Source organism: Streptomyces sp. SudanB5_2050, assembly GCF_964272335.1.
GTDB classification, from domain to species: Bacteria; Actinomycetota; Actinomycetes; order Streptomycetales; family Streptomycetaceae; genus Streptomyces; species Streptomyces rochei.
This window is the reverse complement of record NZ_OZ186760.1, coordinates 5512810-5537000: the sequence shown is the minus strand read 5'-3', so window position 1 is coordinate 5537000 and position 24191 is coordinate 5512810. Positions and strand designations below refer to the sequence as shown.

The window sequence follows — 24191 nt, the reverse complement described above, 5'->3', positions numbered from 1 at the left end:
GGAGGTTCCGTGGTACAGGCGTACATCCTGATCCAGACGGAGGTCGGCAAGGCGTCGACCGTCGCCGAGACGATCAGCAAGATCCCTGGAGTGATCCAGGCCGAGGACGTGACAGGACCCTATGACGTCATCGTCCGCGCCCAGTCCGACACCGTCGACGAGCTGGGTCGCATGGTGGTCGCCAAGGTCCAGCAGGTGGACGGCATCACCCGCACCCTGACCTGTCCGGTCGTTCATCTCTAGCCCCTCCCCCGCTCGGTCTCGCCTGTCGATCGCCGTCGCGGGCTGTCCCTCGGCAGACGACGGCGAGTCGGCGGCGGTTCCCGCGCTTCCCGGCCCGGGCGCGTCGGTCACCGAGTTGTGGCGGAACGCGGACCGGACACTGCCGCCCGCGGGCGGCGGGCTGGGAAACCCGCTGATCATACTGCGAGAAGGCGGCCCCCGAGGGGGCCGCCTTCCGGTGATCGCGGGCGGGAGCGTCAGCGCAGTCCCGTGGAGCGCCGCAGCGCCGCCTGGACCAGCCGGTCCACCAGCTCCGGGTAGGCGACGCCGGTCGCCTGCCACATCTGCGGGTACATGGAGATCGGTGTGAAGCCCGGCATGGTGTTGATCTCGTTGATCACGAACTCGTCGTCCTCGGTGAGGAAGAAGTCCGCGCGCACCAGCCCCTCGCAGGAGGCCGCGTCGAACGCCTCGACCGCGAGCCGGCGGACCTCGGCGGTCTGCTCGTCCGTGAGCGGGGCGGGGACGATCCCGGGCGTGGAGTCGATGTACTTGGCCTCGAAGTCGTAGTACGCGTGCTCCGAGGGCGGCGGGATCTCGGCCGGGACGGAGGCCCGGGGGCCGTCCTCGAACTCCAGCACCCCGCACTCGATCTCCCGGCCGCGCAGCGCCGCCTCGACCAGGATCTTCGGGTCGTGGCGCCGGGCCTCCTCGATCGCCTCGTCGAGGCCGGCGAGGTCGTCGACCTTGGTGATGCCGATCGAGGAGCCCGCGCGGGCGGGCTTCACGAACAGCGGCCAGCCGTGCTCGCCGGCGAAGTCGACGATCTTCGCGCGGGCGCCGGAACGGTCCTGCTCCCACTCGCGGGGGCGGATCACCACGTACGGGCCGACCTTGAGCCCGTAGGAGGTGAACACCGCCTTCATGTACTCCTTGTCCTGGCCGACGGCCGAGGCGAGCACGCCCGAGCCGACGTAGGGCACGCCGGACAGCTCCAGCAGGCCCTGGAGGGTGCCGTCCTCCCCGTAGGGGCCGTGCAACACGGGGAAGACGACGTCGACCTCGCCCAGCGCCTTGGGCACGGAACCGGGTTCGCTGTAGACGACCTCGCGGTTGGCGGGGTCGACGGGGAGCACCACGCCGCCCTCGGTCGACTCGGCCAGTTCGTCGACGTCGGGCGTACGGCGGTCGGTGATCGCCATGCGTTCCGGTTCGTCGGCGGTCAGGGCCCACCGGCCGTCCCGGGTGATGCCGATCGGCAGGACGTCGTACTTCGTCCGGTCGATGGCCGCGAGGACGGCGCCGGCGGTGACCACGGAGATCCCGTGTTCGGAGCTGCGTCCGCCGAACACGACGGCCACGCGCGGCTTGCGAGGGGGCTGCTCCGGACTCTGCTCGGGGCTCTGGGGGAGGTTCTCGGTGCTCATATCGCGTTGAGAGTACCCGCCCCCGGTGCCGCGAGACAGCGTCGGCGGGGCCGCGTGGCGCGGGCGTGACCCGGGCGCCGGGCGGGATTCCGGTCGGGTGTCGCTCAGCGTCGTTCCGGCTTCGCGCTGCGCGACATCAGCTCCTTCACCGCCACCATCGGGGCCTTGCCCTCGTGGACGATCGCGACGACGGTCTCGGTGATCGGCATGTCGACGCCGTACCTGCGGGCCAGATCCAGCACCGACTGGCAGGACTTGACGCCCTCGGCGGTCTGCTTGGTGACCGCGATGGTCTCCTGGAGGGTCATGCCCTTGCCGAGGTTGGTGCCGAAGGTGTGGTTGCGGGACAGCGGCGAGGAGCAGGTCGCCACCAGGTCGCCGAGGCCGGCCAGGCCCGAGAAGGTCAGCGGGTCGGCGCCGAGGGCGACGCCGAGGCGGGTGGTCTCGGCGAGGCCGCGGGTGATCAGGGAACCCTTGGCGTTGTCGCCCAGGCCCATGCCGTCCGCGATGCCGACGGCCAGCCCGATCACGTTCTTCACGGCGCCGCCCAGCTCGCAGCCGATGACGTCGGTGTTGGTGTACGGGCGGAAGTAGGGCGTGTGGCAGGCGGTCTGGAGGCGCTGGGCGACCGATTCGTCGGGGCAGGCGACCACGGCGGCGGCCGGCATGCGGGCGGCGATCTCGCGGGCCAGGTTGGGGCCGGTGACCACGGCGATGCGCTCGGGGCCGACCTTGGCGACGTCCTCGATCACCTCGCTCATCCGCATCGCGGAGCCGAGTTCGACGCCCTTCATCAGCGACACCAGGACCGTGCCGGGCGCCAGCAGCGGCGACCAGTCGGCGAGGCCCGCGCGCAGGGTCTGGGAGGGCACCGCGAGGACGGTGAAGTCCGCGCCCCGCGCGGCCTTGGCGGCGTCGGTGGTGGCCCGCAGGTTGGCGGGGAGTTCCACGCCGGGGAGGTAGTCCGGGTTGGTCCGGGTGGAGTTGACGGCGTCGGCGAGTTCGGCGCGGCGCCCCCAGAGGGTGACGTCGCAGCCGGCGTCGGCGAGGACCATGCCGAAGGCCGTGCCCCAGGACCCGGTGCCGAAGACGGCCGCCTTGACGGGGTCGCTCACGTGCTCTGCCCTTCCGCCTGCTGCGGCTGCTCGTCGTGCTGCTCGTCCGTCGCCCGTTCGCCGCGCCGGGTCTGGGCCTGGGTGCGGCGGCGCTGCTCGATCCGCTCGCGGCGCGGGTCGTAGGGCGTCGCGGGGGCCTTCTCGCCGCGGATCTCCTCCAGCTGGCGGGTGACGGCGGCCATGATCACCTCGGTGGCCTCCTTCAGCACCTCCGCGGTCATCTCCTTGTCGTAGAACCGCGACAGGTCGACCGGCGGGCCCGCCAGCACGTGGTGGGTCTTGCGCGGGAGGAGGTGGGGCTTCTTGGCGTAGGGCGGCAGCAGTTCGTTGCAGCCCCACTGGGCGACCGGGATCACCGGGCACTTGGTCTGCAGGGCGACGCGCGCGGCACCGGTCTTGGCGGTCATCGGCCAGCCGTCCGGGTCGCGGGTGAGGGTGCCCTCCGGGTAGAAGGCGACGCACTCGCCGCGCTCCACGGCGTCGATCGCGGCCCGGAAGGCGCTGAGCGCGTCCGTGCTCTCGCGGTAGACGGGGATCTGTCCGGTGCCCCGCATCGCGGCACCGACGAATCCTTTCTTGAAAAGACCGCTCTTCGCCAGGAATCGCGGGACCCGCCCGGTGTTGTACTGGTAGTGCGCGTACGCGAAGGGGTCGACGTGCGAATTGTGGTTCACGGCGGTGATAAATCCGCCATCGGCCGGAATGTTCTCCATTCCCCGCCAGTCCCGCTTGATCAGAACCACGAGCGGCGGTTTGCAGATCACCGCGGCGAAGCGGTACCAGAAGCCGATTCTGCGGCGGGGCACGCTGACACCTTTCCTCCAGGGCCTGGGGCCGGACAAGTGTCGCCCCGGGCCGCCCGTCTGTCGAGAACACCGTACGCCCCGGCGAGTGAACCGGCGGATCTCCCAGGTGACAATGGCGACGACGAGAGAAGGACGGAACGCTCGTGCAGTGGACCTTGGTCGTACCCGTGAAGCCCCTCGCCCGGGCCAAGAGCAGGCTGGCGGACACCGCGCACGACGGGGTGCGGCCGGGTCTCGCGCTGGCGTTCGCACAGGACACCGTGGCGGCCGCGCTGGCCTGCCCGGAGGTGGCGGATGTGGCAGTCGTCACGGACGACGCCCGGGCGGGGCGGGAGCTGGCCGGACTGGGCGCCGGGGTCGTCGCGGACGAGCCGGGCGGGGGTCTGAACGCCGCCCTGGCGCACGGGGCGGCCGTGGTGCGGGCGGGACGTCCCGCCCTTCCGGTGGCCGCGCTCAACGCCGATCTTCCCGCACTGCGGCCGGCCGAATTGACGCGGGTCCTGGCGGCGGCCGCCGAATTCCCGCGCGCTTTTCTCGCGGACGCGGCCGGAATCGGCACGACGCTGCTGGCCGCGATGCCGGGCCGGGAATTGGCTCCCGCTTTCGGGACGGATTCCCGGGCCCGCCACCGGGCGTCCGGCGCGGTGGAACTCCGTCTCGACGAGGTGGATTCCGTACGGCAGGACGTCGACACCGGGGGCGATCTGCGCGCCGCGCTGACGCTGGGGGTGGGGCCCCGGACGGCCGCGGTGGCGGCGCGGTTGCTGATCGCCGGGCAGTAGGCTTCCGGCATGCAGGCGACCGCATACACGTACGACCCGGAAAAGCGCAGCGGGCAGGTGCTGCTCGACGACGGCACGCCCGTGCCCTTCGACGCGGCGGCGTTCGACGCGGGGGGCCTGAGGCTGCTGCGGCCCGGGCAGCGGGTGCGGATCGAGACCGAGGGGTCGGGCGCGGAGCGGCGGATCACGCTGGTGACGTTGCAGACCTTCTGACCGGCCGGGTGCCCGGTCCGGGCGCGCACACGCCGCGGGCCGGACTCCGAGAGGGAGTCCGGCCCGGCGCGTGAGTGCCCTGCGACCTGCCGCGTGCCGCTGCGTTCCGTGATGCCGCCGCTTCGTGCGGTGCCGCTACTTCTTGCGGGCGGTGGCCTTCTTGGCGGTGGTCTTGCGGGCGGTCGACTTCTTGGCCGGGGCCTTCGTCGCCGTCGCCTTCTTCGCGGGGGCCTTCTTGGCCGTGGTCTTCTTCGCCGCCGCCGTGGTCTTGGCGGTGGACTTCTTGGCGGGGGCCTTCTTCGCCGCCGCCGTGGTCTTCGCCGCCCCGGTGGTCTTCTTCGCGGTCGTCTTCTTCGCCGCCGCGGTCGTCTTCTTGGCCGCGCCCGTGGTCTTCTTCGCGGCGCCCGTGGCCTTCTTGGCGGCGGCCTTCTTGCCCGCGGCCTTGGAAATGGTGGGCGGCGGGCCGGAGAGGCTGCCCTTCGGGGCCTTCTTGACCGCGATGTCGTTCTTCGGGAGCTTCTTCGAGCCGCTCACCAGGTCCTTGAAGCCCTGGCCCGCGCGGAAGCGCGGCACGGACGTCTTCTTGACCCGAACCCGCTCGCCCGTCTGGGGGTTGCGGGCGTAACGGGCCGGGCGGTCGACCTTCTCGAAGGAACCGAATCCGGTGACCGAGACCCGGTCGCCCGCGACCACCGCGCGGACCAGGGCGTCCAGGACCGCGTCGACGGCGTCGGCGGCCTGCTGGCGACCGCCCAGCTTGTCGGCAATCGCTTCTACGAGCTGCGCCTTGTTCACGTCTTCCCCTTCGGAGACATCGCCAGAACGAATGTGTTCAAGCTTTTTCGCACGTTAGGCAGATATATACCGCAAATCAAACACGAAACGGGCTAATCACCCTTGTGCCGCAACGGACTCGGGCCGCCCCGGCCTGCTCAGCCGTCCTCTTCGGGGAACCGACCCTCGTCGAGGTCCGCGTTGAACCGCTCCAGGCGCCGTTCCGCACCGGCGAGATCGTGTTTGGCCGCGGCCGTAATGACCAGCAGCTTCCGGGTCAGCGCCATCCGTACGCCCTCCGGGACTTGCAGTGCGCGCACTCTTGTGTGCGCTTCCTTGAGCCGGGACGCGACCGCCGCATAGAGCTGGAGTTGGCCGTCGTGTTCCATGCACAGATTGTGCCATCTGGGGCGAGTTGTCGCCTGCGCAGGGGGCAACTGCCGCCTCGACCGGCCTTTCGAACCCACCCGGAAGACGCGCCTCCACGACACCGGTACCCCGCCAACCACGCCTCTAACGTGGGACGTTGACCGTCCGGGCCGTGAGAGCCACCGTCCTGCGGACGCAGAAAAGGCTGTACCCCCGATCGGGCCGATCGGGGGTACAGCCGGGGTGTCGGGTGGCCGAAACTCGACCTTGCCGGGGCCTCGGAGGAGGCTCCGGTGTCAGACCTGGAGGGTCTGCGGCTTGAACGACGGGCGCTTCGCCTCGTACGCGGCGATGTCCGCCTCGTTCTGGAGGGTGATCGAGATGTCGTCCAGCCCGTTCAGCAGCCGCCAACGGGAGTTCTCGTCCAGCTCGAAGGAGGCGGTGATGCCCTGCGCGCGCACCTCGCGGGCCTCCAGGTCGACCGTGACCTCGGCCTGCGGGTCGCTCTCCGACAGCTCCCACAGCGCGTCGACGATCTTCTGGTCCAGGACCACCGTGAGCAGCCCGTTCTTCAGCGAGTTGCCGCGGAAGATGTCGGCGAAGCGGGAGGAGATCACGGCCTTGAAGCCGTAGTTCTGCAGCGCCCAGACGGCGTGCTCACGGGAGGAGCCGGTGCCGAAGTCGGGGCCGGCGACCAGGACCGTGGCGCCCTCGCGCTCGGGCCGGTTGAGCACGAACTCCGGGTCCTTGCGCCAGGCCTCGAACAGCCCGTCCTCGAACCCGTCCCGCGTCACCTTCTTGAGCCAGTGGGCGGGGATGATCTGGTCGGTGTCGACGTTGGAGCGGCGCAGCGGGACGGCCCGGCCGGTGTGGGTGGTGAATGCTTCCATGACTCTCAGACTCCAGCGGGCGTGGGGACGTCGGCGGCGGACAGGTCGGCCGGGGAGGCCAGATGGCCCAGCACGGCCGTCGCGGCCGCGACCTGCGGCGACACCAGGTGGGTGCGGCCGCCCTTGCCCTGCCGTCCCTCGAAGTTGCGGTTGGAGGTGGACGCGGAGCGCTCACCCGGGGCCAGCTGGTCCGGGTTCATGCCCAGGCACATCGAGCAGCCCGCGTGCCGCCATTCGGCGCCGGCCTCCTTGAAGACCACGTCCAGGCCCTCGGAAACGGCCTGCAGACCCACCCGCGCCGAGCCGGGGACGACCAGCATGCGTACGCCGTCGGCGACTTTGCGGTCCTTGACGATCTCGGCGGCGGCGCGCAGGTCCTCGATGCGGCCGTTGGTGCAGGAACCTACGAAGACGGTGTCCACCTTGATGGAGCGCAGCGGCTGGCCGGCCTCCAACCCCATGTACTCCAGGGCCTTTTCGGCGGCGAAGCGCTCCGAGGCGTCTTCGTACGAAGCCGGGTCGGGGACGGCGGCGGACAGCGGCGCGCCCTGGCCCGGGTTGGTGCCCCAGGTGACGAACGGCGACAGCTCGGCGGCCTCGATGACGACCTCGGCGTCGAACTCGGCGTCGTCGTCGGTACGCAGCGTCTTCCAGTACTCCACCGCCGCGTCCCAGTCGGCGCCCTCGGGGGCGTGCGGGCGACCCCGGAGGTAGGCGAAGGTGGTCTCGTCGGGGGCGATCATGCCCGCCCGGGCGCCGGCCTCGATGGACATGTTGCAGATGGTCATGCGGGCCTCCATCGAGAGCTTCTCGATGGCCTCGCCCCGGTACTCCAGGATGTAGCCCTGGCCGCCGCCGGTGCCGATCCTGGCGATGATCGCGAGGATCAGGTCCTTGGCCGTGACGCCCTCGGGCAGTTCGCCGTTGACGGTGATCGCCATGGTCTTCGGGCGGGCCATGGGCAGCGTCTGGGTGGCCAGCACGTGCTCGACCTGGGAGGTGCCGATGCCGAACGCCAGCGCGCCGAAGGCGCCGTGCGTGGAGGTGTGCGAGTCGCCGCAGACCACGGTGGTGCCGGGCTGGGTCAGGCCCAGCTGCGGGCCGACCACGTGCACGACGCCCTGCTCGACGTCGCCCAGCGGGTGCAGCCGGACGCCGAAGTCCGCGCAGTTCTTGCGCAGCGTCTCCAGCTGGGCCCGGGAGACCGGGTCCGCGATGGGCTTGTCGATGTCGAGGGTCGGGGTGTTGTGGTCCTCGGTGGCGATGGTCAGGTCGAGCCGGCGCACGGGGCGGCCGCTCTTGCGGAGGCCGTCGAAGGCCTGGGGGCTGGTCACCTCGTGCAGCAGGTGCAGATCGATGAAGAGGAGGTCGGGCTCGCCCTCGGCGCGCCGGACGACGTGGTCGTCCCAGACCTTCTCCGCGAGTGTCCTACCCATCGCTTTCCCTCCGGCCGACGGCAACGCGACGGCCCAACTAGAGATCTTGGGGAAGCGGCGCCCGCACCCCTGTGTTTCCGGGCGACCGCCACCAGGCCCTTTGGTCACGGGCCGCTGTGACTTCCTGCCACCAAGAGTGGCGGGTTCCACGGAAAATTGAACTTGCGTTTCACAGAGTGAGACGGGAGTATCGTTGCATGGACAACAGTAGCGGCGTCGGCGTTCTGGACAAGGCGGCCCTCGTCCTGAGCGCTCTGGAGTCCGGCCCGGCCACCCTCGCGGGACTGGTCGCGGCGACCGGACTGGCACGACCCACGGCCCACCGCCTGGCCGTGGCGCTGGAACACCACCGCATGGTGGCGCGTGACATGCAGGGCCGTTTCATTCTCGGCCCGCGCCTGGCCGAGCTGGCCGCGGCGGCCGGCGAGGACCGCCTGCTCGCCACGGCGGGCCCGGTCCTCACCCACCTGCGTGACGTGACGGGCGAGAGCGCCCAGCTCTACCGCCGCCAGGGCGACATGCGCATCTGCGTCGCCGCGGCCGAGCGCCTGTCGGGCCTCAGGGACACGGTCCCGGTCGGCTCCACGCTCACGATGAAGGCCGGTTCCTCGGCGCAGATCCTCATGGCCTGGGAGGAGCCCGAGCGCCTCCACCGCGGCCTCCAGGGCGCCCGCTTCACGGCGACGGCCCTGTCCGGCGTGCGGCGCCGCGGCTGGGCCCAGTCCATCGGCGAGCGCGAGCCGGGCGTCGCGTCCGTCTCCGCGCCCGTGCGGGGCCCCTCCAACCGCGTGGTGGCCGCCGTCTCCGTCTCCGGCCCCATCGAGCGCCTGACCCGCCACCCGGGCCGCATGCACGCCCAGGCGGTCATCGACGCCGCCGGCCGCCTCTCCGAGGCCCTGCGCCGCACGGGCTGACCGCCACCCGGGCACGCGACCCCAGAAGGGCCCGCCTCAACGCCGCGGCGGGCTCTTCCCGGTGGGGGCCGGGCGTGCGGAAACACCCCGTGGACGGGACGCCGCCGGCATGCGGCTCCCCGCCCCCCGGGCCCTGCCCCGCGATCGGCCGACGGCACGGCCCGTTCAGGCGGCCTTCTCCCCCTTCGACCGGTGGGCGAACCGGTCCTTCGCGTACCGCCCCCGGGCCTCCAACGGCACCTGACCGTGCGCGTCCGCCAGCCCGAACGCCGGCATGTCCCCGTAGATCGCCTCGTACGACCCCTCCGGCACGACGTACGCCTCGTGCCAGATGCCGACATGACCGCGCACCCTGCCGCCCCGGTCCATCCGGTTGACCCGCGCCCACACGACGCGGTGGAACGCGTCCGCCGCGCTCGCGTACGCGTACAGCTTCTCCTTCGACTCCCAGTACTGGACGAGGTAGTACGTCCGCGGGGAGGCCGTGAGCAGCACCCGCGACAGCAGCCCCCGTCCCGGGTCCCTCTTCAGTTCCGCCAGCATCCGGAACATCGCCAGCATCACGGGCAGCCAGTGGTGCACCGCCCAGAACCTGTTGATCCGCATCCCGATCAGCAGGACGACGACGTCCCCCCGAGCGTCCGCGGTCGTGAGCCGCATCGTGCGGCCCGTCCGTTTCCCCGCGTTCTCCGTGCTCTCCGTGTTCCCCGTGTCAGCCATGCTTGGACAGTGCCGCTCCCCCATGAAGGGCGCAAGACATGCGACTCGCTCAACTGAGCAACCGCAGCGGTGTCTCCACCGCGGAGTACGACGAGGCGCCTGGGCGCCGGCTGTGACGGGGGCGCCGACCGGCTCGCGCCGTACGCGGAGTTGGCGCGTCGCACCGCCGCCCCGGACCTGGACGACCTCTTACCCGCGCCGGCCGGTGCACGGCTTCGAGTGGACCGCCGACGGACACGACGAAGGCCCTCCGCCGAAGCGGAGGGCCTTCTCGATGTACCCCCGACCGGATTCGAACCGGCGCTACCGCCTTGAGAGGGCGGCGTGCTAGGCCGCTACACAACGGGGGCGTGGATCCTGCGAGCGTGGAAACTGCATCGCCGCAGGTCCGAGCTGGTCTACCTGGACTCGAACCAAGACTAACTGAACCAGAATCAGTCGTGCTGCCAATTACACCATAGACCAATGTGGTTTAGACCAGTCAGTACCCCCGACCGGATTCGAACCGGCGCTACCGCCTTGAGAGGGCGGCGTGCTAGGCCGCTACACAACGGGGGCCCTAGCGATCCTGCATCGGGGTCGGCGGGAGCTACCCTGACCGTCCCCGCGGGAAGGATCTGTACCCCCGACCGGATTCGAACCGGCGCTACTGCCTTGAGAGGGCAGCGTGCTAGGCCGCTACACAACGGGGGCTTTGCGGATCATCTCCGCGGCGCAGATAAGCTCTGCGAGCTGGCCTACCTGGACTCGAACCAAGACTAACTGAACCAGAATCAGTCGTGCTGCCAATTACACCATAGGCCACTGGAACGCAAGCCCCTGGGGGGATCTTGTTCTAGTTTCGCGCTTTCGGTTCCCGGACCTTTCGGCCCGCTCCCCGGCGGCGCAGGAAGAACATTACCTGAAGGTGGACGGGGCTCCAAAACGAGTATCGGCACCGAGGATCGCCGGGAGTTCGGACAGGGACGCGATGCGGCGCGGTCCGGCGGGCGGGTCGAGGGTCGCGTACGCGCCGCCGCGGTCGACCCACACCGACAGCAGCCCGGCGTCGGCGGCCCCCCGGCCGTCGATCTCCGGGTGGTCCCCGACGTAGGCGGTCTCGTGCGGGGCGAGGCCCAGGGCGTCGCAGGCGGCGAGGAAGGCGCCGGGCTCCGGCTTGGAGATGCCCAGCTCGGCGGCGCACAGGATGGCCTCGAATCGGTCGTGCACGCCGAGGACGCGCAGCTTGCGGTCCTGGACGGTGAGGCTGGAATTGGAGAGCACGGCGTGCCGGTGGGTGCCGGCGAGGGCGTCCAGGACCGGCAGGACGTCGGGGAAGAGGGACCAGGCGGCCTCGTAGTGCGTGACGTAGCGCTGGAACCAGTCGTCGGCCTCGGCGTCGGTCAGCTCGGGGCGGCCGAGGAAGACCCGGGTGCGGTCGCGGCGCTGTGTGACGAAGTCGACTTCGCCGGCCGAGAAGCGCGCCCACTGCTGGTCGGTGATCTGCCGCCAGCGCACCAGCGCCTCCTCGGCCGTCCCGTACCCGGCGAGGAGCCCCTCGGCGATCAGGTGGGCGCGCATGCCCTCGCGGTCGGCGGTGGTGTAGTCGAAGAGGGTGTCGTCCACATCCCAGACCACGGCGCGGATGCTCATGATCCGACGGTAGCGCCGCCGGGCCCGTCGTGTCCGGAGTACGGCGAAGGGGCGGCCCCGGAAGTCCGGGAGCCGCCCCTGGGGCGCGGGTGCGGTGCGCGGTCAGGCCGCGAGCCGCGCCAGGGCCGCGTCGATGCGGGTCAGCGCCTTCTCCTTGCCCAGGACCTCCAGGGACTCGAAGAGGGGCAGGCCGACCGTGCGGCCGGTGACGGCGACGCGGACGGGGGCCTGGGCCTTGCCGAGCTTGAGGCCGTGGGCCTCGCCGGCGGCCAGGACGGCCTCCTTCAGGGACTCGGGGGAGGTCCAGTCGGCCGCGTCCAGCTTCTCGCGGGCGGTGCGCAGCAGGGCGTCCGAGCCCTCCTTCATCGCCTTGGTCCAGCTGGCCTCGTCGAAGACCGGCTCCGGCAGGAACAGGAAGTCGACGTTGTCGGTGATCTCGGAGAGGACCTTCAGGCGGGTCTGCGCGTGCGGCGCGATCGCCTGCCACTTCGCCTCGTCGAAGTCCTCCGGCGCCCAGGGGGCGACGGGGGCCTTCAGCCAGGGGCGGCAGCGCTCGGTGAAGTCCTTCACCTCGAGCATGCGGATGTGGTCGGCGTTGATCGCCTCGCACTTCTTCAGGTCGAAGCGGGCCGGGTTGGGCTGGACGTCGGTGACGTCGAAGGCCGCGACCATCTCCTCGATCGTGAAGATGTCCTGGTCGGCGGAGAGCGACCAGCCGAGCAGGGAGAGGTAGTTGAGCAGGCCCTCGGGGAGGAAGCCGCGCTCGCGGTAGAGGTTCAGGCTCGACTGCGGGTCGCGCTTGGAGAGCTTCTTGTTGCCCTCGCCCATGACGTACGGCAGGTGGCCGAAGGCGGGGGTCTCCTTGGCGACGCCCAGCTCGATCAGCGCCTTGTAGAGGGCGATCTGGCGGGGGGTGGAGGAGAGCAGGTCCTCGCCGCGCAGGACGTGGGTGATCTCCATCAGGGCGTCGTCGACCGGGTTGACCAGCGTGTAGAGCGGGGCGCCGTTGGCGCGGACGATGCCGTAGTCCGGGACGTTCTCCGGGAGGTAGGTGATCTCGCCGCGGACCAGGTCCGTGAAGGTGATCGCCTCGTCGGGCATCCGGAAGCGGACGATGGGCTCGCGGCCCTGCGCCGTGTACTCCTCGACCTGCGCGTCACTCAGGTCGCGGCAGTGGCCGTCGTAGCCCGAGGGCTTGCCGGCGGCGCGGGCGGCCTCGCGGCGGGTGTCCAGCTCCTCCTGGGAGCAGTAGCAGCGGTAGGCGTGGCCGGCGTCCAGGAGCTTCTGGGCGACGTCCCGGTAGACGTCCATGCGCTGCGACTGGCGGTACGGCGCGTGCGGGCCGCCGACCTCGGGGCCCTCGTCCCAGTCGAAGCCCAGCCAGCGCATCGAGTCCAGGAGCTGCTGGTACGACTCCTCCGAGTCGCGGGCCGCGTCGGTGTCCTCGATGCGGAAGACCAGCGTGCCCTGGTGGTGCCGGGCGAACGCCCAGTTGAACAGGGCGGTGCGGACCAGACCCACGTGGGGGTTGCCGGTGGGGGACGGACAGAAACGGACGCGTACGGGGGAGCCGGGTGCGCTAGCCACGCTTGACAACCTTGTTGGTGAGAGTGCCGATGCCTTCGATGGTGACGGCGACCTCGTCGCCGACGTTGAGGGGGCCGACCCCAGCCGGGGTGCCCGTGAGGATCACGTCGCCGGGGAGCAGCGTCATGGCCTCGGAGATGTTGACGATCAGGTCCTCGATGGAGTGGATCATCTCGCTGGTGCGGCCGAGCTGGCGCTGTCCGCCGTTGACCGTCAGCTGAATCGTGAGGTCGGCCGGGTCCAGGTCGGTCTCGACCCAGGGGCCCAGCGGGCAGGAGGAGTCGAAGCCCTTGGCCCTGGCCCACTGCTTCTCGCGGCGCTGCACGTCACGGGCGGTGACGTCGTTGGCGCAGGTGTAGCCGAAGATCACGTCCTTGACGCGCTCGCGCGGCACCTCGCGGCACATGCGGCCGATGACGACGGCGAGCTCGGCCTCGTGGTGCAGTTCCTCGGAGAAGGAGGGGTACTGGATGGCGTCGCCGGGGCCGATGACCGAGGTGGACGGCTTGAAGAAGGCGAACGGGGCGTCGGGCACCTCGTTGCCGAGTTCCCGGGCGTGCTCGGCGTAGTTGCGGCCGAAGGCGACGACCTTGTTGGGCAGGACCGGCGGCAGCAGCCGCACCTTGCTCAGGGGCACCTTGGTGCCGGAGAGCTCGAAGTCCGCGAACGGGATGCCCTTGATGATGTCGAGGACGAGCTGGTCCGGCTGGTCGCCCTCGACCGCGCCGAAGGCGACGTTCCCGTCGATGGAGAACCTGGCGATGCGCACGGGTTGCTTGGCCCCTCGCTGAGCTGGCTGGAGTCTGACGCTCCAGGCTAACGCGGCAAGGCGGGGGCGCCTCGCGCATGACCGCCTCCCTCTCGGGGTGGCGGTTCGCGGCGCGGGCGCCCTGGTGTTCCGTGCGGCCGGCTGAACGTGCCGCGGCCGGCCGGCGTACTACTCTGCGGCGGAGGCTCCGACGGGGATCTCCATGAGGATCGTGCGGCGGGGGTTGGCCGTCTGGGTGGGGAGCTCGACGGCGTGCTCCGGCAGCTCCGGCGTCTGCAGTTCGTCGGCGCCGTCGAGGTGGGCCAGCGTCGTGCGTCGCGGGTTGGCGATCTTGTGGAACATCAGCGTCGTCTTCACGGTTGTACGGAACCCTGTCGTGTCGGGGCGCCGGAGGGGCTGCAAGGAGCCCTGCGGGGGCGCGGGTTGTCGGTTTTGCCTTCTCTGTAAAGCGTCAGGCTAAACATGCGATTCCCCGCCTCCTTGACCGAGGCCCATGATCAGCGTGTGAGTTTGCTCACTTATCAAGGGTCAAACCGGTCAATTCAGGCTGGTGCCCCACCCAGACGAAACAGACATTGCCCACCTGAAGCCATCATTCCGCTCCTGATCATGTCGACTGGGACACCTTCCCCGGTCCGGCGAATCGCGGGCTTACGCCCGTTTTGCGGGTGATCATTTTCTACGTCCGGTGATCCGCCCCTCACGTGCTGTCACCTCTGTCACGGCGTGGTCCACGGGCCTTGTTGGAGATCCGGCACTGTGCTGGAATCTCACGGACCGCTGCGGGATCGAGCCGGTGCACAGGGGGCGCACACCAGCGCCGAGCGGCGGCGAGAAGGGGGAACCAGCGCCGGTCACTCACGACCACCACGGGGGCGTATTCAGGGCGCCCCTATGACGCCGACACCGTGCCCGACCGTTGACGCGGACGGGTGCCTGGTCCAGAGGTTGCGACGCTAGTGCAGGGACGTTTCAAGAGGGATGGCAGCGCTTCGGCGGAGCCGGAGCCGCAGCACGGCGGGACTGGCCCCAAGGCCGTCAGCTCCTCGCCCCAGCACGCCCAGAACCCGGGCCAGGCGCAGCCGAGCGACGGCAAGGACGGCGCCGGACGCCCCGGCCAGGGGGCGGCCTCCGCCGCGGCCGGCCAGCAGCCGCCCGCCAAGCCGGCCAAGGGCTCGACCGGCCCGGGCCCGCGAATAGCCCTGCGCAACTGGCGGATCTCGACCCGCCTGGTGTCGCTGCTCGCCCTCCCGGTGGTCGCGGCCACCTCGCTGGGCGCGATGCGCATCAGCCAGTCGATGGACGACATCCAGCAGCTCGACAACATGAAGCTGCTGACGGAGATGACCAAGCAGGCCACGGAGCTGGCCGCCGCGCTCCAGGAGGAGCGCGACCAGTCCGCCGGTCCGCTGGCGCACGGTTCGTCGTCCGGCGCGATCACCGTCAAGGGCGACCGCGAGCGGACCGACCGCGCCCGCAAGAACTTCCTCGACAGCTCCGAGGCGATCGACGCCGCCAGCAAGGACGGCAACCTCGTCGGCGTCCGCGACAGCCTGGTCGGCCTCGCCGGCGACCTGAACGACCTCGAGCGCATCCGGAGCAACGCCTACCAGGCCGAGGACAACTCGACCCAGACCGTCGAGGCCTACCACCGCCTGATCACCCACCTGCTCGACCTCTCGCAGGACATGGCGGAGGCGACCAGCAACCCCGAGATGATCCAGCGCACGCGCGCCCTGGCCTCCTTCTCCTCGGCCAAGGAGTACGCGTCCATCCAGCGCGCCGTGCTCGCCGCCGCGCTCCCCGCGAACACCACCGACAAGGCCGACCTCGCGGAGAACGACCGGCTCTACGCCGAGTCCGCGCTGCAGAGCCAGAAGTCCGAGATCCGCAGCTTCACCAGCATCTACGGCGACGGTGCCGAGGAACTCCTCAAGCCGATCTCCGAGGGCAACCCGGTGATCGAGTCCTCCGACGCCTACGCCGGCCGCGCACTCGCCAAGAAGGACGCCCTCGGCGGCCTGGACAAGCGGTCCTACCAGGACTGGCTGGACGACTCCTCCACCAAGATCCAGCAGATGAAGAACATCGAGCTGAAGCTGCTGGAGGACATGGAGCAGCAGGCCCGTGAGCTGCGCAGCGAGTCCGAGCGCGAGGCGATCATCTCGGGTGTCGTGATCCTGCTGGTGCTCGGTGTCTCCCTGGTCGGCGCCTTCGTGGTGGCCCGCTCCATGATCCGCTCGCTGCGCCGCCTGGAGGACACCGCGACCAAGGTCGCCCAGGACCGCCTGCCCGAGCTGGTCAAGCAGCTCTCCGAGACCGACCCGCAGGACGTCGACACCTCGGTGGAGTCGGTCGGCGTGCACTCCCGGGACGAGATCGGCCGTGTGGCCGCGGCCTTCGACGACGTGCACCGCGAGGCGGTCCGCCTCGCCGCCGAGCAGGCCCTGCTGCGGGGCAACGTCAACGCGATGTTCACCAACCTCTCGCGCCGCTCCCAGGGCCTCATCCAGCGTCAGCTCTCGCTCATCTCCGAACTGGAGTCCCGCGAGGCCGACCCGGACCAGCTGTCCTCGCTCTTCAAGCTCGACCACCTCGCGACGCGCATGCGCCGTAACGGTGAGAACCTCCTCGTCCTCGCCGGTGAGGAGCCCGGCCGCCGGTGGACCCGCCCGGTCCCGCTGGTCGACGTGCTCCGTGCCGCCGCCTCCGAGGTGGAGCAGTACGAGCGCATCGAGCTGGCCTCCGTGCCGACCACCGAAGTGGCCGGCCGGGTGGTCAACGACCTCGTGCACCTGCTCGCCGAGCTGCTGGAGAACGCGACCTCGTTCTCCTCGCCGCAGACCAAGGTCAAGGTCACCGGTCACGCGCTGCCCGACGGCCGGGTGCTGATCGAGATCCACGACACCGGCATCGGCCTCTCCCCCGAGGACCTCGCCGCGATCAACGAGCGGCTCGCCTCGCCGCCCACCGTGGACGTCTCCGTCTCCCGCCGCATGGGCCTGTTCGTGGTCGGCCGTCTGTCCCAGCGCCACGGCATCCGCATCCAGCTGCGTCCGTCCGACTCCGGTGGTACGACCGCGCTGGTCATGCTGCCCGTCGACGTCGCCCAGGGCGGCCGCAAGCCGCAGCCCAAGCCCGGCCAGCAGGGCGCCGGCAACGGCGGTCCGGCCGCGGCCCAGGCGGCCGCGGGTGTCGCGGCGGCCCGGCGCGGCGGCGGCCAGGGCGGCGGTGCCTTCGGCGGTGGCGGTGCCCTCGGCGCCGGTGCCCCGGGCGGCGGCCGGCTGGCCTCCGGGCAGGGACCGCGGGCCGCACTGCCCGGGCGCGACGCGGGCGGCCGTCCGGGTGCGCCGGGCGGCGCGCGCGGACCCCAGGCCCCCGCGGGACCGGGCGGGCAGAACCGGCAGGCCCCGGCCGGAGCCGGTGCCGGACAGGCACCCGGTGCACCGCAGGGCCTGCAGGCCGCGGGCATGAACGCGCCGCAGGGCGGCGCCTCGCAGGGCAACGCTCCGCAGGGTCAGGACATGTTCGGCGGCGGACGCGGCCCCTCGGCACCCGCGCAGCCCCCGCAGCCCCCGCAGCGCGGGAAGCGCCGGGGCAACGGCAACGGTGACGGCGACGCCGACCAGGGCCGTCGTCCGCAGCTGCCGCCGCGCGGCGGACCGCGGGCCGAGCTGCCCGGCGGCAACCCGCAGCCCCGCACGCCCAGCTGGAGCGACGAGAACGCGCAGCCGTCCGTGCCGCGCGCCTCCCTGGACGCCCCGCGCGGCCACGAGGAGCCGGACAGCGGCCGTACGGCCCGCGCCCCGCACCACGACGACCGGCAGGGTCCCGGCTCGACCACGGAGATGCCGGCGGTGCCCGCCCTCGGCGAGACCCAGGGCCCCGGCGCCACGGCCGAGTTCGCCCGCCCGGACTTCGACGCCCCGGCCCCCCGCCGGGAGGACCCGCAGAACACCGGCGGGTTCGGCCGGCAGCCGCAGGACCCGTTCGGGCAGGACCAGTACGGTGCCGGCGCACCGCACGGCGACCGGTTCGCGCGGCCCGAGCCGGCCGCGCCGCAGCACAACGGTGGCTTCGTCCGCTCGGACGTCTTCGGCGGGCAGCCCGGCCAGACGGGTCCGCACGCCGGCCAGGCGGGTCCGAACGACCCGGCCGCCACCGGCGGTTTCCCGGGCGTCCAGGGGTACGACGACGGCGGCACCGGGCAGCACCGGCTGCCGGAGCGCCAGTCCCCGGCCTCCACCGGTCAGTTCGAGTCTCCGCAGGTGAACGGCGCGAACGGCTTCGCGGCCCCGCAGCCGCCCGTTCCCCAGCAGCGTCCCGCCGCCCAGGAGCCCCAGATCGGGACGGCCGCCCAGCGGCCGAACGACGGCTGGGCGCTTCCTCCGGCCTCCGGTCCGGGCGACGGCCGCACACCGCTGTACGACACGCTGGAGACCAACTGGTTCCACGGCGACCGTGAGGCGAGGGCCCAGCAGGACGCCCCCACCGCGGCCCCGGAGCCCCAGGCCTCCCAGCCCCAGACCCCGGCGGCGCCCCAGCGGCCCGCCGCCTCCGCCTGGCGCAGCTCGCCCAACGACGACCTCGTCCGACAGGCCGAGCGCGTCCGGCAGCCCGCGGCAGGCGGGGTCACCACCTCCGGCCTGCCGCGCCGGGTCCCCCGGGCCAACCTCGTCCCGGGCACGGCTCAGCAGCAGTCCCACCAGAACGGTCCGCAGGTCTCGCGCGCGCCCGACGACGTGCGCGGCCGGCTGACCAATCTCCGTCGGGGAATCGCACAGGGCCGTCAGGCCGGTACCAACCAGACCGGCAGCTACCCGCGGCCCACTCACCAGCAGGAGCGTTAGTTGAGCCCGATGAGCCAGGCGGCACAGAACCTCAACTGGTTGATCACGAATTTCGTGGACAACACCCCGGGGGTGTCCCACACCGTCGTCGTGTCCGCCGACGGACTCCTCCTGGCGATGTCGGAGGGCTTCCCGCGCGACCGCGCGGACCAGCTCGCGGCCGTCGCCTCGGGGCTCACCTCGCTGACCGCGGGGGCGTCCCGGATCTTCGAGGGCGGCAACGTGGCGCAGACGGTCGTGGAGATGGAACGCGGGTTCCTCTTCCTCATGTCCGTCTCGGACGGCTCGTCCCTGGCCGTCCTCGCGCACCCGGAGTGCGACATCGGCCTCGTCGGCTACGAGATGGCGCTCCTGGTGGACCGCGCCGGCGCCGTGCTCACGCCTGACCTGCGCGCCGAGCTACAAGGAAGTCTGCTCCACTGATCGGCCCCGGCACCACCCGTGTTACCAAATCACCGTCCGGCCGCCACAATCCCCCCACCGGCCTCGTCAGACGGCACGACTGACCGACCTGCTGTCCCGCCCGGAGGATTCATGACCCCGCCCACCGCCTCTCATGATCCGTACGCGGAGCCGTACGAGGACGAGGGCGACCAGCCACTGGTCCGTCCCTACGCGATGACCGGTGGCCGGACCAGGCCGCGCTACCAGCTCGCCATCGAGGCGCTGATCAGCACGACGGCCGACCCGGCAGCGCTCATGGGGCTCCTTCCCGAGCACCAGCGCATCTGCCACCTGTGCCGCGAGGTGAAGTCGGTGGCCGAGGTGTCGGCCCTGCTGGCCATGCCGCTGGGCGTGGCCCGGATCCTCGTCGCGGACCTCGCGGAGGCCGGGCTCGTCGCGGTGCACCAGCCGGGCGGCGACGAGAACAACGGCGGTGCGCCGGACGTGACACTGCTCGAAAGGGTGCTCAGTGGACTTCGAAAGCTCTGACGGAGGGCGGGCGACCACCTCCGCGAAGATCGTGGTGGCCGGCGGCTTCGGCGTCGGCAAGACCACGTTCGTGGGCGCCGTCTCCGAGATCAACCCCCTGCGCACGGAGGCCGTGATGACCTCCGCCAGCGCCGGGATCGACGATCTCACGCACGCCGGTGACAAGACGACCACCACGGTCGCCATGGACTTCGGCCGCATCACGCTCGACCAGGACCTGATCCTGTACCTGTTCGGCACGCCCGGCCAGGACCGCTTCTGGTTCATGTGGGACGACCTGGTGCGCGGCGCCATCGGCGCGGTGGTGCTGTGCGACACCCGCCGGCTGGCCGACTGCTTCCCGGCGGTGGACTACTTCGAGAACAGCGGTCTGCCGTTCGTCGTCGCGCTCAACGGCTTCGACGGTCAGCAGCCGTACTCCCCGGACGAGGTGCGGGAGGCGCTGCAGATCGGCCCGGACACCCCGATCATCACGACCGACGCCCGGCACCGCGCCGACGCGAAGAGCGCGCTGATCACGCTGGTGGAGCACGCGCTGATGGCCCGGTTGCGGTAGGTACGCAGGCGAGCGCAGTCAAGTCGGCAGTGATCTACGGCAGTTGTCGTAGACGGAATGGAGCCGGCTGTGTCCTTTGACACGGTCGGCTCCACCGTTCATAACGTTTCGGCAGAGGAATCGGGTGGTATCGACACGCGACGCGGTCAACTGGTCTCGCTGCGCGCACGAACGCCCCGTCTTTTGACGGGCCTCGCTCTTTTTGACCGTTTTATCTGGGGCTTACATCACGTGTAACCCCGGCGTTCGACTGTTTGGAAGAGCGCAGGTCGCCGTGCTGGAATGCCAGAACTGCCCGATGGTCAATGACGCGCGAGACGTACTCACCGGTAGCGCGTACTCGTGACGGACTGGGCTCTGAGACACAGCGGCACGACGTAGGTGCCGACCGCCGAGAGGTTGTTGGTCGAGTGAGGCGAAGCAAGAACAGTCCCGAGCCATCGGCCCGGGGCAACTTCACCCCGCCGCCGCGTACAGCGGCGCCCGCCCCCGTGCCCGCTGCGGAGACCAAGGAGGAGCCCGCCCCGAGCGGCGGCCGTTTCTCCCCGCGCAACTGGCGGGTCACCACCCGGCTGAACGCGATCCTGCTCATCCCCGTGCTGGTCGGTCTGGTCATGGGCGGCTTCCAGGTGAAGAGCTCGATCGACACCTGGCAGGACGCCGAGGACGCCGAGAGCACCGCACGCCTGGTCCAGGCGTCGCTGAACTACGCGAACGCCCTCTACAACGAGCGCGACACCACCGCCGCCCCGCTCCTGCAGGGCAAGGGCGAGCAGGACACCGCGGTCGTCCAGGCCCGCCAGGCGACCGACAAGGCGGCCGACGCCTTCGACGAGGCCGCCCAGGGCATGCCGTCCAAGCCCGGCCTGGAGCGCCGGCTGAAGGTCTTCCGCGACCAGGAGCCCAAGCTCCAGTCGCTGCGCGCGGCCGCCTACACCCCCAAGCTCAAGGGCGTGGAGACCGAAGAGGGGTACACCGGCGTCGCCCACCCCCTCATGGAGTTCGCCAACGAGCTGGGTCTGGGCACCGGCAACATCACCTCCTACGGCCGTACCGTCTACGCCATCTCCCTGACCAAGGCGGCGCTCTCGCTGGAGCGTTCCATCGGCATGCACATGCTGGTGAAGCCGGGTCCGGAGCCGAGCCACCTCGCCAGCCAGCGCGTCGCCCTCTCCTCGTACGCCTACCTGGAGCGGATCGCGATCGAGGAGTACATCGGCGGCGGTACCGAGGCGGACGCCCAGAAGCTCGAGGACGCCGAGGCGCGGCTCAAGGAGGACGGCGCGGCCATGGCCAAGGAGGCCAAGGCCAAGGACCCGGACTACGTCCCGCCGCCCACCAACCCGACCACCATGGTCTCGGAGCTGGCCCAGCTCGGCTCCACGGACACCAGCGCCCGCGCCGACCTGGCCGAGCAGGGCATCACGCCGGACAACTGGTGGGCGGTCAACACCCTCAAGTTCGACGCGTACCAGAAGATCGAGTCGGACCTCGCCGACAAGGCGGTGTCCGAGGCGTCGGCCATCGCCGACGACGCCGAGCAGGACGCCTACATCACCGGTGCCGCGGTCGTCGTCGCGCTGCTCGCCGCGTTCGTCCTGGCCGGCATGGTGGCCCGCCAGATGAGCCGCTCCATGCGCCAGCTGCGCACCGCCGCCTTCGGCATCGCCGAGCAGCGCCTGCCGATGCTGGTCGACCAGCTCTCCCGCACCGACCCCGGCCGGGTCGACACCCGAGTCGCGCCGATCCCGATCACCTCGACCGACGAGATCGGCGAAGTCGCCCGCGCCTTCGACCAGGTGCACCGCGAGGCGGTCCGGCTCGCCTCCGAGCAGGCCCTGCTGCGGGGCAACATCAACGCGATCTTCACCAACCTGTCGCGCCGCAACCAGTCGCTGATCGAGGGCCAGCTGACCCTGATCACCGACCTGGAGAACAACGAGGCCGACCCCGACCAGCTGGAGAACCTCTTCCGGCTGGACCACCTGGCCACCCGCATGCGCCGCAACGGCGAGAACCTCCTGGTCCTCGCCGGCGAGGAGCCCGGCCGCCGCTGGGACCAGCCGGTCCCGCTGGTCGACGTGCTGCGGGCTGCCTCCTCCGAGGTGGAGCAGTACGAGCGCATCGAGCTGTCGGGCGTCCCCGAGGCCGAGATCCACGGCCGTGCCGTGACCGACCTCGTGCACCTGCTCGCCGAGCTGCTGGAGAACGCCACCACGTTCTCCTCCCCGCAGACCAAGGTCCGCGTCACCGCGACCCGGCTTCCCGACGGCCGCGTGATGGTCGAGATCCACGACAAGGGCATCGGCCTGACCGCCGAGGACTTCGCGGACATCAACCACAAGCTGGCCAACCCGCCGACCGTGGACGCCGCGATCTCGCAGCGCATGGGCCTGTTCGTGGTCGGCCGGCTGTCCGACCGGCACGGCATCCGCGTCCAGCTGCGTCCCTCCGGCGAGCAGGCGGGCACCACCTCGCTGGTCATGCTCCCGGACGCCATCACCCACGGTGGCGGCGGCGAGCAGCAGCAGCGCGACGAGTTCACCGTCTCGCAGATCATCCCGGAGCAGAACTTCCCGACCGGCGAGAACTTCGCCCAGGTCGGCCAGCCGATGCGGACCGCCGCCGAGCTGGGCTTCGACGACAGCCGGTACGCCGACGTCCCCGACGACATACGCGAGCTGGACCCTGTCGGCCGCTCGCTGATGCGCGAGGAGCGCCGGGCGGCCCTGGAGGCCCAGTCGCACCCCGAGCTGACCGGCCCCGAGGAGCACGGCGGGCGCGAGGAGGCCGAGGCCCCCGGCTACCAGGACCAGTTCACCGGGCAGCAGCCGGTCTACGAGCAGGGCCAGGGCGGTTACCAGGACCAGCAGACCGGCGGCTACGACCAGCAGGCGTACGCCGACCAGCAGCAGGCGCCGTACCAGGACCAGCAGCAGACGTACGACGAGCAGTACTTCGCGCCCAACGGCGGCCTGCCGCAGGGCGAGGGCTACCCGGCGGGCGGCGGCTTCCAGGACCCCGCGTTCGCGGAACCGGCCCGCAACGGCCACCAGTCGGCCGGCTCCGGCGCTCCGGAGGGCTACTCGGCCTTCGAGCAGCGGCGCCACCAGGACGACTGGCCGCAGCAGGACGGCTATCAGAACGGCTATCCGGACCAGTACCCCTCCGGGGCACCCGAGGCGGAATCCGCGCAGGCCGCTGACGTGAACGAGGCGGACCGCGTAGGCTTCGACCGTCCGGGTCCGGCCGCCTCCGCCACCCACGAGCTGACCGACGCCGGTCTCCCCCGCCGCGGATCCGCCGGGGGCGGCGCGGGCAGTGCGGGGCACGTGGGCCAGGAGACGCCGGCCGACACGGCCGGTGCGAACGGCACGGACAACTGGCGGTCGGCCAACGACGACCGCTGGCAGCAGGCCGCACAGCTGCGCAGGCCCAAGGCGGGCGGGGTGACCTCCTCGGGGCTGCCGCGCCGGGTACCCAAGGCCAATCTGGTCGAGGGCACCGCCGAATCCACTCCACAGGGAGGCCCCCAGGTCTCCCGCGCTCCGGAGGACGTCCGGGGCAGGCTGAGCAACCTGCGGCGCGGCGTCGAACGGGGCCGCAACGCAGGCAGTGAAACGAACGGCCAGGACACAAGGAATGAACACCGTGGTCCTGACAGCACCTACAACCAGGAGCGTTAGTGTGAGCCCGATGAGCCAGGCGGCACAGAACCTGAACTGGTTGATCACCAACTTCGTGGACAACACCCCGGGGGTGTCCCACACGGTGGTGGTCTCCGCCGACGGACTCCTTCTCGCGATGTCCGAAGGGTTTCCGCGCGACCGCGCCGACCAGCTGGCGGCCGTCGCCTCCGGCCTGACCTCGCTGACCGCCGGTGCCTCGCGCATCTTCGAGGGCGGCAGCGTGAACCAGACGGTTGTGGAGATGGAGCGGGGATTCCTCTTCATCATGTCCATCTCCGACGGTTCCTCCCTCGCGGTTCTCGCACACCCGGAGGCGGACATCGGTCTCATTGGGTACGAGATGGCCCTCCTGGTGGACCGTGCCGGCACGGTTCTGACGCCCGATCTGCGGGCGGAGCTCCAAGGGAGCCTTCTCAACTAAAGGACAGACGGTGCGTTTTGGCGTCCCGTGGCCGTAAAGTTTCGGGACGCGGCTCCACAGTGATGGATGCCCGGCACAGTCGGAGG

At 71.1% G+C, this 24191-nt stretch carries 22 protein-coding genes and 5 tRNA genes; 10 read left to right on the top strand and 17 right to left on the bottom strand.

The window, feature by feature from the left end; translation table 11 throughout:
- Window positions 1-9: 9 nt before the first annotated feature.
- Entirely contained in the window at window positions 10-243 is a 234-nt protein-coding gene (locus ACFZP7_RS24810; RefSeq protein WP_019328745.1) for an Lrp/AsnC family transcriptional regulator, read from the top strand.
- Window positions 244-479: 236 nt separating this feature from the next.
- On the opposite strand, the gene ACFZP7_RS24805 is transcribed toward ACFZP7_RS24810, so the two are convergent.
- The 3 genes from ACFZP7_RS24805 to ACFZP7_RS24795 all read right to left on the bottom strand — a co-directional run bounded on the left by ACFZP7_RS24805 (window position 480) and on the right by ACFZP7_RS24795 (window position 3570).
- The gene (locus tag ACFZP7_RS24805; RefSeq protein WP_029394057.1) at window positions 480-1649 is read right to left on the bottom strand and encodes a D-alanine--D-alanine ligase family protein; all 1170 of its coding nucleotides are present in this window, start codon (window positions 1647-1649) and stop codon (window positions 480-482) included.
- A 104-nt stretch (window positions 1650-1753) separates the two neighbouring features.
- Complete coding sequence (locus ACFZP7_RS24800; protein ID WP_385635767.1) at window positions 1754-2764, bottom strand: NAD(P)H-dependent glycerol-3-phosphate dehydrogenase; 1011 nt, start codon at window positions 2762-2764, stop codon at window positions 1754-1756.
- Entirely contained in the window at window positions 2761-3570 is an 810-nt protein-coding gene (locus tag ACFZP7_RS24795; RefSeq protein WP_385635764.1) for a lysophospholipid acyltransferase family protein, read from the bottom strand. The genes ACFZP7_RS24800 and ACFZP7_RS24795 overlap by 4 nt, the downstream gene beginning before the upstream one ends.
- A 143-nt stretch (window positions 3571-3713) precedes the next feature.
- Between ACFZP7_RS24795 and cofC the strand changes: the two genes are divergently transcribed.
- Window positions 3714-4352, top strand: coding sequence for a 2-phospho-L-lactate guanylyltransferase (gene cofC / locus ACFZP7_RS24790; RefSeq protein ID WP_019328741.1), 639 nt, complete (start codon window positions 3714-3716; stop codon window positions 4350-4352).
- A gap of 9 nt (window positions 4353-4361) precedes the next feature.
- On the top strand, window positions 4362-4565 hold the full coding sequence (locus tag ACFZP7_RS24785) for a hypothetical protein (RefSeq protein ID WP_019328740.1): 204 nt from the start codon (window positions 4362-4364) through the stop codon (window positions 4563-4565).
- 135 nt (window positions 4566-4700) lie between these two features.
- Here ACFZP7_RS24785 and ACFZP7_RS24780 read toward each other — a convergent pair whose 3' ends face one another.
- From ACFZP7_RS24780 to leuC, 4 genes are all read right to left on the bottom strand, one after another.
- On the bottom strand, window positions 4701-5360 hold the full coding sequence (locus tag ACFZP7_RS24780) for an HU family DNA-binding protein (protein WP_019328739.1): 660 nt from the start codon (window positions 5358-5360) through the stop codon (window positions 4701-4703).
- Between the two features lie 137 nt (window positions 5361-5497).
- Window positions 5498-5728, bottom strand: coding sequence for a hypothetical protein (locus ACFZP7_RS24775; protein WP_029394056.1), 231 nt, complete (start codon window positions 5726-5728; stop codon window positions 5498-5500).
- Between the two features lie 276 nt (window positions 5729-6004).
- Window positions 6005-6598: a 3-isopropylmalate dehydratase small subunit gene (leuD, locus tag ACFZP7_RS24770; protein WP_030971555.1), complete on the bottom strand. Its 594-nt coding sequence runs from the start codon at window positions 6596-6598 to the stop codon at window positions 6005-6007.
- 5 nt (window positions 6599-6603) lie between these two features.
- Window positions 6604-8034, bottom strand: coding sequence for a 3-isopropylmalate dehydratase large subunit (gene leuC / locus ACFZP7_RS24765; RefSeq protein WP_030971553.1), 1431 nt, complete (start codon window positions 8032-8034; stop codon window positions 6604-6606).
- 197 nt (window positions 8035-8231) lie between these two features.
- Here leuC and ndgR point away from each other — a divergent pair, with 197 nt between their 5' ends.
- The gene (gene ndgR, locus ACFZP7_RS24760) at window positions 8232-8948 is read left to right on the top strand and encodes an IclR family transcriptional regulator NdgR (protein ID WP_010984119.1); all 717 of its coding nucleotides are present in this window, start codon (window positions 8232-8234) and stop codon (window positions 8946-8948) included.
- Between the two features lie 165 nt (window positions 8949-9113).
- On the opposite strand, the gene ACFZP7_RS24755 is transcribed toward ndgR, so the two are convergent.
- The 10 genes from ACFZP7_RS24755 to ACFZP7_RS24710 all read right to left on the bottom strand — a co-directional run bounded on the left by ACFZP7_RS24755 (window position 9114) and on the right by ACFZP7_RS24710 (window position 14013).
- A complete protein-coding gene (locus tag ACFZP7_RS24755; RefSeq protein WP_030971550.1) occupies window positions 9114-9608 on the bottom strand; it encodes a DUF4188 domain-containing protein in 495 nt (164 codons plus the stop codon).
- 337 nt (window positions 9609-9945) lie between these two features.
- Window positions 9946-10018: transfer RNA gene (locus tag ACFZP7_RS24750), tRNA-Glu, on the bottom strand.
- 43 nt (window positions 10019-10061) lie between these two features.
- Window positions 10062-10133 (bottom strand) — tRNA-Gln (locus ACFZP7_RS24745).
- Window positions 10134-10153: 20 nt separating this feature from the next.
- Window positions 10154-10226, bottom strand: a tRNA-Glu gene (locus tag ACFZP7_RS24740).
- 62 nt (window positions 10227-10288) lie between these two features.
- Window positions 10289-10361: transfer RNA gene (locus tag ACFZP7_RS24735), tRNA-Glu, on the bottom strand.
- A 39-nt stretch (window positions 10362-10400) separates the two neighbouring features.
- Window positions 10401-10472: transfer RNA gene (locus tag ACFZP7_RS24730), tRNA-Gln, on the bottom strand.
- A 93-nt stretch (window positions 10473-10565) separates the two neighbouring features.
- Window positions 10566-11300: an HAD family hydrolase gene (locus ACFZP7_RS24725; protein ID WP_385635761.1), complete on the bottom strand. Its 735-nt coding sequence runs from the start codon at window positions 11298-11300 to the stop codon at window positions 10566-10568.
- A gap of 102 nt (window positions 11301-11402) precedes the next feature.
- Entirely contained in the window at window positions 11403-12887 is a 1485-nt protein-coding gene (gltX, locus tag ACFZP7_RS24720; RefSeq protein ID WP_385635759.1) for a glutamate--tRNA ligase, read from the bottom strand.
- The gene (locus tag ACFZP7_RS24715) at window positions 12880-13656 is read right to left on the bottom strand and encodes a fumarylacetoacetate hydrolase family protein (protein ID WP_019328732.1); all 777 of its coding nucleotides are present in this window, start codon (window positions 13654-13656) and stop codon (window positions 12880-12882) included. The genes gltX and ACFZP7_RS24715 overlap by 8 nt, the downstream gene beginning before the upstream one ends.
- 168 nt (window positions 13657-13824) lie before the next feature.
- Window positions 13825-14013, bottom strand: coding sequence for a hypothetical protein (locus ACFZP7_RS24710; protein WP_030971546.1), 189 nt, complete (start codon window positions 14011-14013; stop codon window positions 13825-13827).
- A gap of 602 nt (window positions 14014-14615) precedes the next feature.
- On the opposite strand from ACFZP7_RS24710, the gene ACFZP7_RS24705 reads away from it, so the two are divergent.
- The 6 genes from ACFZP7_RS24705 to ACFZP7_RS24680 all read left to right on the top strand — a co-directional run bounded on the left by ACFZP7_RS24705 (window position 14616) and on the right by ACFZP7_RS24680 (window position 24105).
- Window positions 14616-18506, top strand: a complete 3891-nt coding sequence (locus ACFZP7_RS24705; protein WP_385635757.1) for a nitrate- and nitrite sensing domain-containing protein — start codon at window positions 14616-14618, stop codon at window positions 18504-18506.
- A gap of 9 nt (window positions 18507-18515) precedes the next feature.
- Entirely contained in the window at window positions 18516-18929 is a 414-nt protein-coding gene (locus ACFZP7_RS24700) for a roadblock/LC7 domain-containing protein (RefSeq protein ID WP_003973453.1), read from the top strand.
- A gap of 111 nt (window positions 18930-19040) precedes the next feature.
- Window positions 19041-19439, top strand: coding sequence for a DUF742 domain-containing protein (locus ACFZP7_RS24695; protein ID WP_019328729.1), 399 nt, complete (start codon window positions 19041-19043; stop codon window positions 19437-19439).
- Window positions 19420-19995 (top strand): ATP/GTP-binding protein, encoded by a 576-nt coding sequence (locus ACFZP7_RS24690; RefSeq protein WP_003973455.1) that lies wholly within the window; start codon window positions 19420-19422, stop codon window positions 19993-19995. Before ACFZP7_RS24695 ends, ACFZP7_RS24690 begins: the two co-directional genes overlap by 20 nt.
- A gap of 410 nt (window positions 19996-20405) precedes the next feature.
- Window positions 20406-23681, top strand: coding sequence for a nitrate- and nitrite sensing domain-containing protein (locus tag ACFZP7_RS24685; protein ID WP_046251770.1), 3276 nt, complete (start codon window positions 20406-20408; stop codon window positions 23679-23681).
- A gap of 10 nt (window positions 23682-23691) precedes the next feature.
- A complete protein-coding gene (locus ACFZP7_RS24680) occupies window positions 23692-24105 on the top strand; it encodes a roadblock/LC7 domain-containing protein (RefSeq protein ID WP_004983065.1) in 414 nt (137 codons plus the stop codon).
- Window positions 24106-24191: the final 86 nt, after the last annotated feature.